Raw genomic sequence first — 6,449 nt, 5'->3', positions numbered from 1 at the left:
GTGCGGGGGCGGGTATCGAGGTGTCTGCGATCTCACTCATGCCAGCTCCTCTTGTTCCACTGTGCCTATGCCAGTGGACGCCTCTTCGGGCAGGAGCGCATCAGGCCATGTGCAGTGTTGTACGGCCCTTGGGCGACTCATTCCCGAAGCGCCCGGTGCGCGGTCTGAGCTTTGCTTTTCAGATTAGCTCTTTACCTTCTCACTGCATGTTTCCGGCCGCATTCTTTGCCGCCACGACCGCGTCGAACACGTCCCGCTTGGGTACTCCGGCCTCGGCGGCGACCGCCGCGATGGCTTCTTTCCGACGCTCTCCCGCCTCCTCGCGCACACGTACCCGGCGCACCAGCTCCTCGGCGTCGACGTCGCCGGGCCCGGCGGCGGGGGCGCCCTCCACCACGATGGTGATCTCCCCGCGCACGCCCTCGGCGGCCCAGGCGGCCAGCTCGCCGAGACCGCCCCGCTTCACCTCCTCGTACGTCTTGGTCAGCTCGCGGCAGACGGCGGCCCGCCGGCCCGGACCGAACACCTCGGCCATGGCGGCGAGGGTGTCGTCGAGCCGGTGCGGGGCCTCGAAGTAGACGAGGGTGCGCCGCTCGCCCCCGACCTCGCGCAGCCGGCCGAGGCGCTCGCCGGCCTTGCGCGGCAGGAAGCCCTCGAAGCAGAACCGGTCGACGGGCAGCCCGGACAGGGCGAGCGCGGTCAGCACCGCCGACGGACCCGGCACGGCGGTGACGCGGATGTCCTGCTCCACGGCGGCGGCGACCAGCCGGTACCCGGGGTCGGAGACGGACGGCATGCCGGCGTCGGTGACCAGCAGCACCCGCTTCCCGTCCCGCAGCGCCTCCACCAGCTCGGGGGTGCGCGCCGACTCGTTGCCCTCGAAGTACGACACGACCCGCCCGGAGGTGTGCACGCCGAGGCCCTGGGTCAGCCGGCGCAGCCGCCGGGTGTCCTCGGCGGCGACCACGTCGGCCCGCTCCAGTTCGGCCGCGAGCCGGGGCGGGGCGTCGGCCAGGTCGCCGATCGGGGTGCCGGCGAGCACGAGCACGCCCGAACCGGAATCGGAGGTGCTGCCCGAGCCCCGGGAGGCGGCGGGGTGTGCGGGGGTTTCGGAGCCGATGGGCTGGTCAGTCGTCACCCGTCCATCCTCTCAGCCGGGCCGGCCGCCCCCGCCCGTACCGCCCGGCGCGGGCACCGGCAGTCTGCGGCACCGGGGTTCGGCACTGGGGTTCGCACAGCGGCGTTCCCTACGATGACCCGGTGACCAGTACCGCGACGCCGCCGCCCAGCCCTGCGGGGGCCCCGCCCGCCCCGGTCGCGGGGCGTGAAGAAGAGCCGTCCCCCTGGCTGCGCCGCCTGCGCGGCTTCGGCTACGCGCCGCCCGAGGGCGCACGGCGGGCGGATGTCCGCGCCCGCCTGGTGCCCCCGTACGCGCGGCCCTCCGCGCAGCTGTGGGCGGCGCTCGGGATCCCCGCCTCGGCCGCGGACACCGTTCAGCGCGTCATGGCGTGGGCCGGGCCGGTGCTGGTGGCGCTGGTCGCCGGGGTGCTGCGGTTCGTGAACCTGGGCAGCCCGAAGGCGGTGATATTCGACGAGACGTACTACGCCAAGGACGCCTGGGCGACCATCCGGCAGGGCTACGAGGCGAGCTGGCCCAAGGACATCGACAAGTCGATCCTCGCCAACCCCGACGGGGTCGCCCTGCCGGCGGACCCCGGGTACGTGGTGCACCCGCCCGTCGGCAAGTGGGTCATCGGGCTCGGCGAGTGGATGTTCGGCTTCAATCCGTTCGGCTGGCGGTTCATGACCGCCGTGCTCGGCACCCTCTCGGTGCTGCTGCTGTGCCGGATCGGGCGCCGACTGTTCCGCTCCACCTTCCTCGGCTGCCTGGCGGGCACGCTGCTGGCGGTGGACGGCCTGCACCTGGTGATGAGCCGCGCCGCCCTGCTCGACCTGGTCCTCATGTTCTTCGTGCTGGCCGCCTTCGGGGCGCTGCTCGTCGACCGGGACCGGGCCCGGGCCAGACTCGCGGACGCGCTGCCCGTGGACGACGAGGGCCGCACCAGGCCGGACGCCGCCGTCGCCGGGACCCTGCGGCTGGGCCCGCGCCCGTACCGGATCCTGGCCGGCGTCTGCCTGGGCCTGGCCTTCGGCACCAAGTGGAACGGCCTGATCGCCCTCGCCTTCTTCGGCGTGCTCACGGTGCTGTGGGACGCGGCCGCGCGCCGCACCGCCGGAGCCGGGACCCCGTACGCGGCGATGCTGCGCCGGGACGCGCTGCCGGCGTTCGTCTCCACGGTCCCGGTCGCGATCACCGTGTACGTGGCCTCCTGGACGGGCTGGATCCTCAGCCCGGACGACGGCAAGGGCGGCTACTTCCGCGACTGGGCCGCCAAGCAGGACCAGGGCAGCGCCCTGTCGTTCCTGCCGGAGTGGCTGCGCAGCCTGTGGCACTACGAGACGGAGGTCTACAAGTTCCACGTGGGCCTGACCTCGGGGCACACCTACGAGTCGAACCCGTGGAGCTGGCTCGTCCTGGGCCGCCCGGTCTCGTACTTCTACGAGTCCCCCGACCCCGGCAACGACGGCTGCCCGGCGACGGAGGCCGGCAAGTGCGCCCGCGAGGTGCTGGCGCTGGGCACGCCCCTGCTGTGGTGGGCGGGCTGCTTCGCGCTGCTGTACGTGCTGTGGCGGTGGTTCTTCCGCCGCGACTGGCGGGCGGGCGCGATCGCGTGCGCGCTGGCCGCGGGCCTGCTGCCCTGGTTCAACTACCAGGAGCGGACCATCTTCTTCTTCTACGCGGTGGTCTTCGTCCCGTACCTGTGCCTGGCGGTGGCGATGACGATCGGGGCGCTGCTGGGCCCGGCCGGCTCGTCGGAGCGCAGGCGCGCGCTGGGCGCGATCGCGGCGGGCGTACTGGTGCTGCTGATCGTCTGGAACTTCATCTACTTCTGGCCGGTCTACACGGGCGAGACGATCCCGATGGACTCCTGGCGCAGCCGCATGTGGCTGGACACCTGGGTCTAGCAGGGCGAAGAGGGCCCCGGCGCCAGACGGCGCCGGGGCCTTTCGGTGGCTGTCGGTCGCCGCCGGGGAGCATGGGCCGTCACTTCACGGCCCAGAGACGGCCCAGCGGCCCGGCGACGAGGAGCGGCGCCTCGGACAGGCGCGGACGTCTGCCTGCCAAGCTCGAATCGGGGCGCTGTCGCCGCGCGGTCCGGGACAGAGGCCCTACAGCTTGGTCATCTTGGCGTACGGGCTCAGGATCCGCTCTCGCGCCGAGCCGAAATCGACGAGCGTCGCGATTCCGTCCTCGACGCCGATCACTCGGCCGAGTCCGTACACATCGTGCGTGACCTGGTCACCCACCGCGAAGTGCTTGGGGGCTGGCGCGGTCGGGGCTTTGAAGGGGCTGCTCGGCAGATGGCGCTTCGGTGCGGCTGGCTTTGTCATTGCGCCCAGTATGCGCCCCCCGGGCTCCGACCGGACCGCCGTGCGCATCACCGTTCGGACCCGATCCCCGCTCTGCTCGGCCCTGCCCTGCCCTGCCCTGCCCGGATCGGCCCGGTCCTGGGCCTGCCCGCCTCGACCGTCCACCGCCTCCTGACCCGCCACACCTGGACCGGCTTGCCCTTCTCGACCGGCCTGCACGCTTTATCCGCACATCGGGAGTCGGCCCCTTCCGTCCTTCCGGCCGGGGCACATCCGGACGTGGCTCGGTGCGCTGGAACAGAGCGTGCCGGCTGCTTCGCACCGTCGGATCATCTTCGCCACCGTCTCCGCGGCCGTGCAGGTCCATGCGAAGCGGCATGCGCCCGTGACTGTCACGCTGCCCTGGCGGACGCCTGACGGGCCTCCGATGGGTGGTGACTTCGTGCGGGTGAGCCGGTGGCGCCGGGCTTTCGGAATGTCTCCCTCCCGTAACAAGTTGTGCATGGCACGCGTACGCCGCGTAAGGTCCGTGACGAGGGGCCTTTGAACGCGTTCAGGGGCCCGGGGGAGCCCACGGGGAGGACGTGACGTGAACGGGGCAGCGAAGGGGGCCATCATCGGCGGGGTGTTCCTCGCGATGCTGGGCGGGGCCGGATACGGGGCCTACACGCTCGTGGCCGACGCCGGCAGCGGCAGCGGCGGCGACGCCAAGGGTGCGACCACACAGTCCGCGAAGGGGAGCGGACCCGTCACCGACCAGGAGGCCGCCCGCACCGCCAAGGCCTTCCTCGACGCCTGGGCCGCCGGGGACGGGGCCGCGGCCGCACGGCTGACCAACGACCCGCAGGCGGCCCGGGCCGCGGTCGCCGACTACCGGGCCAAGGCCTCCGTGTCCAAGGCCGTCATCACGCCGGGCGCCTCGACCGGGGCCACCGTCCCGTTCACCGTGGCCGCCGAGATCACCTACGGGGGGGCGAGCAAGCCGCTCGCCTACGACTCCAAGCTGACCGTCGTCCGCGGCGCGACGAGCGGCAAGCCCCTCGTGGACTGGCAGCCCTCGGTCGTCCACCCGCAGCTCGGCAAGGGCGAGACGCTGCGCGCCGGTGCCCCCGCCACCCCGCCCGTCAAGGCCGTCGACCGCAACGGTGTGGAGCTCACCGCCGAGAAGTACCCCTCGCTGCGTCCGGTCCTGGACCAGCTGCGGCAGACCTACGGTGCCAAGGCCGGCGGCCGCGCCGGGGCCGAACTGTGGATCGAGCCGGCCGCGCAGGACGCGCCGAAGCGCACCCTGCTGACCCTGGCCGAGGGCGAGCCCGGGCTGCTGAAGACGACGCTCGACGCGGAGGTCCAGGCCGCGGCCGAGAAGGCCGTCGCCCGGTTCCCCGAGGCCTCGGTGGCCGCCGTGAGGCCGAGCAGCGGGGACATCCTGGCCATCGCCAACCACCGCAAGGACGGCTTCAACGCGGCCATGGAGGGTGCCCGCGCCCCCGGCTCCACCATGAAGATCGTCACGGCGGCCATGCTGATCGACCGCGGCAAGGCCGGGGTGGACCAGCCGGCCGAGTGCACCAAGGAGGCCTCCTGGGGCGGCCGCTCCTTCCACAACCTGAACAACTTCGACCTGCCCGCCGGCGCGACCTTCGCCACCGGCTTCGCCCGCTCCTGCAACACCTCCTTCATCAAGAGGATCGACGACGTCCGCGACGACGCCGCCCTGTCGAAGGAGGCCCGTGAGGTCTTCGGCATCGGACTCGACTGGAAGACCGGCGTCCGCTCCGCGGACGGCAAGGTCCCCGCGGCCACCGGCGCGGCCGCCGCCGCGGCCTACATCGGGCAGGGGCAGATCACCATGAACCCCCTCAACGTCGCCTCGCTCACGGCCACCGCCCGCACCGGCCGGTTCCACCAGCCCGTGATCATCGCCCCGGACCTCGACGGACGCCCGATCGCCCGCGCCGAGCGCAGCATGAAGCCGGCGGTCGCCCAGCAGGTGGTGCGGATGATGAAGCAGACCGCCTCCAGCGGCACCGCCGCCGAGGTCATGGGCACCGTCCGCGGCTCCGACAAGGGCGCGAAGACCGGCTCGGCCGAGGTCGACGGCGCCGGCAGCCCCGACAGCTGGTTCACCGGCTTCAACGGCGACATGGCCGCGGCCGCGATGGTCGAGGGCGGCGGGCACGGCGGCGACGCGGCCGGCCCCATCGTCGCGGCGGTCCTGAACTCCTGAACCTCCCGGCACCGCCCGGTGCCGGGAGTACCGGGTACACAGACCGGAAATGAGTACCAGCGCTCTGGTCCCGGGCCCCGGGCGCGCGGGAGCGTACGGGCATGGACAAGAGTGCAACGAGCGCACGGGGCCTGGCCGAGGCGACCCCCGCGACGCGGGACCGGTACGTCGATCTGCTGCGCGTCGCCTCGCTGGCCACCGTCGTGCTCGGGCACTGGCTGATGGCCGCGGTCAGCGGCGACGGAATGGGGAACCTGCTCGCCCTCGTTCCCGGGCTGCAGATACTCACCTGGGCTCTGCAGGTCATGCCGGTCTTCTTCTTCGTCGGCGGGTTCTCGCACGCCCTGTCGTACCGCTCCCTGGAGCGGAAGGCCGGCGGCCGGGGGGTCTACGCAGCCTTCCTGCGGGCCCGGCTGCGCCGGCTGCTGCGCCCCACCCTCGTCTTCGTCCTCGTCTGGACGGCCGTCGCGCTCGCCGTCCAGGCCGCCGGCCGGGGGAACGGGCGGCTCTCCGGGGCCGCCCTCAGGATGGTCACCCAGCCGCTGTGGTTCATCGGAATCTACCTCGCCATGGTCGCCCTCACCCCGCCCCTGCTCCGGCTGCACCGGCGGTGGGGCTGGGGCGCCTTCGCCGTGCTCGCCGGGGCCGCGGCGGCCGTGGACCTGCTCCGGTTCGCGGCCGGGGTGCCCTTCGTGGAGTTCCTGAACTTCGCCTTCGTCTGGCTCGCCGTGCACCAGCTCGGCTTCCTGCGCGCCGACGGCCGCATCACCCCCGCAGGCCGCCCTGGCAC

At 73.1% G+C, this 6,449-nt stretch carries 5 protein-coding genes; 3 read left to right on the top strand and 2 right to left on the bottom strand.

The genetic code is table 11. The annotated features are described in order from the left end of the window. Positions 1-199: 199 nt before the first annotated feature. Positions 200-1,048, bottom strand: coding sequence for a 16S rRNA (cytidine(1402)-2'-O)-methyltransferase (gene rsmI, locus HYE82_RS32810; RefSeq protein WP_309144526.1), 849 nt, complete (start codon positions 1,046-1,048; stop codon positions 200-202). 299 nt (positions 1,049-1,347) lie between these two features. Between rsmI and HYE82_RS32805 the strand changes: the two genes are divergently transcribed. Continuing rightward, a complete protein-coding gene (locus HYE82_RS32805; protein WP_218783324.1) occupies positions 1,348-3,027 on the top strand; it encodes a dolichyl-phosphate-mannose--protein mannosyltransferase in 1,680 nt (559 codons plus the stop codon). A gap of 204 nt (positions 3,028-3,231) precedes the next feature. Here the strand turns inward: HYE82_RS32805 and HYE82_RS32800 are convergent, their stop codons facing one another. Then, complete coding sequence (locus HYE82_RS32800) at positions 3,232-3,453, bottom strand: hypothetical protein (RefSeq protein WP_179177857.1); 222 nt, start codon at positions 3,451-3,453, stop codon at positions 3,232-3,234. Between the two features lie 568 nt (positions 3,454-4,021). On the opposite strand from HYE82_RS32800, the gene HYE82_RS32795 reads away from it, so the two are divergent. Next, positions 4,022-5,659: a penicillin-binding transpeptidase domain-containing protein gene (locus HYE82_RS32795; RefSeq protein WP_179177856.1), complete on the top strand. Its 1,638-nt coding sequence runs from the start codon at positions 4,022-4,024 to the stop codon at positions 5,657-5,659. Between the two features lie 101 nt (positions 5,660-5,760). Beyond that, a partial coding sequence (locus tag HYE82_RS32790) for an acyltransferase family protein (protein ID WP_179177855.1) occupies positions 5,761-6,449 on the top strand: 689 nt, incomplete at its 3' end.

Origin of the sequence: Streptomyces sp. BR123 (assembly GCF_013401435.1) — a bacterium.
Taxonomy (GTDB): domain Bacteria; phylum Actinomycetota; class Actinomycetes; order Streptomycetales; family Streptomycetaceae; genus Streptomyces.
This window is presented reverse-complemented; position numbering and strand designations above follow the sequence as displayed.